The organism is Eudoraea sp., from assembly GCF_049669105.1.
GTDB lineage: Bacteria > Bacteroidota > Bacteroidia > Flavobacteriales > Flavobacteriaceae > Eudoraea.
Genome location: NZ_JBATKE010000240.1, coordinates 1 through 2,687 on the forward strand (window position 1 = coordinate 1; position 2,687 = coordinate 2,687).

The following is a 2,687-nucleotide window of genomic DNA, read 5'->3' on the forward strand; positions in this document are numbered from 1 at the left end:
GTCATACACATATTCAAGTAATAAAGGAATATGGAGCTAAAACATACTGTAACCCTGGCTCTGTTGGGCAACCGAGGGATCGTAATCCTAAAGCAGCATTTGCCATTGTTGAAAATGAAAATATTTCCTTGCATAGAGTGGATTATGATATTGACAAAGTAAATGAATTGATGATAAAAGCCGGATTCAATGATTCTAATTATAAAGCTTTAAAAAAGGAAGAAAGATATTATGCCGGCTTCCATAAAATATAGTTTTAATGCTTATGTTACTTTGGGAATTGCCATAACTTTTTCTTTAAAACGATAGAATACCGTGGTGTCATCTTTCACATTTTTGTCAACAATCATACCGGCCTGGATGACATTATTGTTACCCACCTCAACATGTGGAATCACAAGGGATCTAAGTCCGAAATAGTTGTTATTTCCAACTTTAACGGATCCGGCGACTCCTGCAACGGAAAAAAAGTTATTGTCACCCACTACGCAGTCATGGCTGATAAAACAATACGACGTAAGGAGGTTGTAATTGCCAATGGATGCATATTCTTCAAGAATACAGAATGGGAAAACTATATTACCCTCGCCAATATCAAGGTTTTTAGGCATTATAACACTATGATGAATAAAACTACCAATTTTGGCATTTTTGTCTTTTAGCGCTTTTATCATTTTCTGTTTAAACTCAATATCCATAACAGCTATTAAAACCTCTTCATCCGGTTTAGGCTCGTATTCATCAATATCACATAGAAGGGGTGCCTTGAAATTATATTTTTCATAATAAGGCTTTTCATTTTCGGCATAATCGATATGCCCTAAAATGTTAATTCTTTCCCCTTCGGATGCTTTGGAGTTATGGTCCTTAATATAAAATGTTACCTCTGCGGCACACCCACCGGTACCTAAAATTATTACGTCTCTCATGATTTTGATTGGTTTTAGCGGTTGTACTTATCCAAATCTACTTTTTATTATTGGAAATGGCAATACAATTTTTAAAGAACTGCTTTAAACTTACCTGATATCGCGAAATGATTTATAGTTTTCGATTCAAGAACTTTTTAGAGGTATACCCTATATGATCAAGTGACTTATTCATGGCATTGTTCATTGGGTCGCCGAATTTATTACAGTTTTACTCACCATTTATAAGCCAGTTGAAGCTTAAACTATGCTCCGATATACCCTTGATTCAGGTAGATCTTTGTTTATTTAGCTTTATCAATGGTTAGGACAATCACTACATTTTACTTTCAATCAGCTCCCTTAACCCCAATATGGTGCCTGAGTTATTAATTTCCTCTGCTGATAAGGGTGCATTATATTCTGAGTCGCAAAATGCGATGATCGACAAAACGGTCAATGAGTCCCAGGCCTCGAATGAATCTAGCTCATCGCTAAGCTCAACAGATTCTTCTTCCAGGATTTCAGCAATTAATGATATAAAATCTTCCATAGCTTAATCAGTATAATCGATTGTTTCACAAAAGTCCAGATTCCCCATTTCCATTAGTAATGAGGCCCAACTCAAACCTGCTCCAAACCCCGCTAGACAAATTAAAAAGGAATTTGTCAATAGTTTTTCACCTAAATTGTAAGTAATAGTGGTAGGAATGGAAACACCACTGGAGTTTCCAAAATTTTCAACAATATTGTATGGCATTTTTTCATGGCTAACCCCCATTTTATCTGCAAGCTTTTTCAGCATAAATTTATTGGGCTGATGAAACATATAATAATCTACTTCGTCCTTGTCGCTACCTGCCTTATCCAGTAAGTTCTCAATCATGGGAGGAACTTCTTTTTGAACAAAATTAAAAACATCGTCCCCTTTCATTACTAAATGATCCAAAGATCTGGAATTTCCACTTTTGTCGGTTTTTAGTTCTGCAGTTTCTGACGTGGATGGCATCTTAAAACCACCTGCAGGAATTATCAGGGCATCGGCCCCTTTACCATCAAGATTAACGGTTCCATAAATAATATTATCCGATGAATCATTTTCAACAATAGTAATGGCAGCGGCATCACCGGTCAATGGTCTGCTACCTCTATCTTTTACCGAAACTTTACGGCTCATGATATCGGCATTTAATACTACCACTTTATTCACCTCATCTTGTTCCAATAGCATAAATGCTTGGTTTAATCCGATTGGATATCCTGAACAAGCTTGATTAATGTCTAAGCAAATCATGTCTTGTTTTAAGTCGAGCCTCCCATGGATAATGTGGCTAGTAGCTGGCACAAAATGATCAGGAGATTGCGTCACTAATATCATAGCATCTACTTCATCCTTTTTTAAAAGATTGTTATCAAAAAGATAATTCATGCCAAAAACGCATAGATCCGACACTGTTGTCCCTTTTTTGACCACCCTACGCTTACCATAGCCCATAATCAACTTGAGTTTCATAGACTGACCTCTTGAGCAGTCATAATTATCAATCTCGTCGTCAAAATTGACTTCATTTTCGGGCAAAACTGTAAGAATGCCTGTAATTTTTTTATTATGAAATTTTAAGTTCATTCTGTAACACCATTTTTAATTAGTAATTGAAAAATACTATCGACACTTGAGAAATTTTCCGGTAAAATTTCTGTTCCATCAATTGAAATTCCATATTCTTCATCAAGTGAAGCAACTAAACTTACAATATCAAATGAGTCCAACATACCCTC

Annotated in this window: 4 protein-coding genes; 1 reads left to right on the forward strand and 3 read right to left on the reverse strand. The window is 35.8% G+C overall.

The window, feature by feature from the left end; translation table 11 throughout:
- Window positions 1–254 (forward strand): metallophosphoesterase family protein (locus WBM60_RS17070; RefSeq protein WP_424283390.1); only part of this gene is annotated, 254 nt, incomplete at its 5' end.
- Between the two features lie 9 nt (window positions 255–263).
- Here WBM60_RS17070 and WBM60_RS17075 read toward each other — a convergent pair.
- From WBM60_RS17075 to WBM60_RS17085, 3 genes are all read right to left on the reverse strand, one after another.
- A complete protein-coding gene (locus WBM60_RS17075; protein WP_424276785.1) occupies window positions 264–929 on the reverse strand; it encodes a hypothetical protein in 666 nt (221 codons plus the stop codon).
- Between the two features lie 316 nt (window positions 930–1,245).
- Window positions 1,246–1,461 carry an acyl carrier protein gene (locus WBM60_RS17080; protein ID WP_424276784.1) on the reverse strand — a complete coding sequence of 72 codons (216 nt, stop codon included), beginning with the start codon at window positions 1,459–1,461 and terminating at the stop codon, window positions 1,246–1,248.
- A 3-nt stretch (window positions 1,462–1,464) separates the two neighbouring features.
- Window positions 1,465–2,535 carry a 3-oxoacyl-ACP synthase III family protein gene (locus tag WBM60_RS17085; RefSeq protein ID WP_424283391.1) on the reverse strand — a complete coding sequence of 357 codons (1,071 nt, stop codon included), beginning with the start codon at window positions 2,533–2,535 and terminating at the stop codon, window positions 1,465–1,467.
- Window positions 2,536–2,687: the final 152 nt, after the last annotated feature.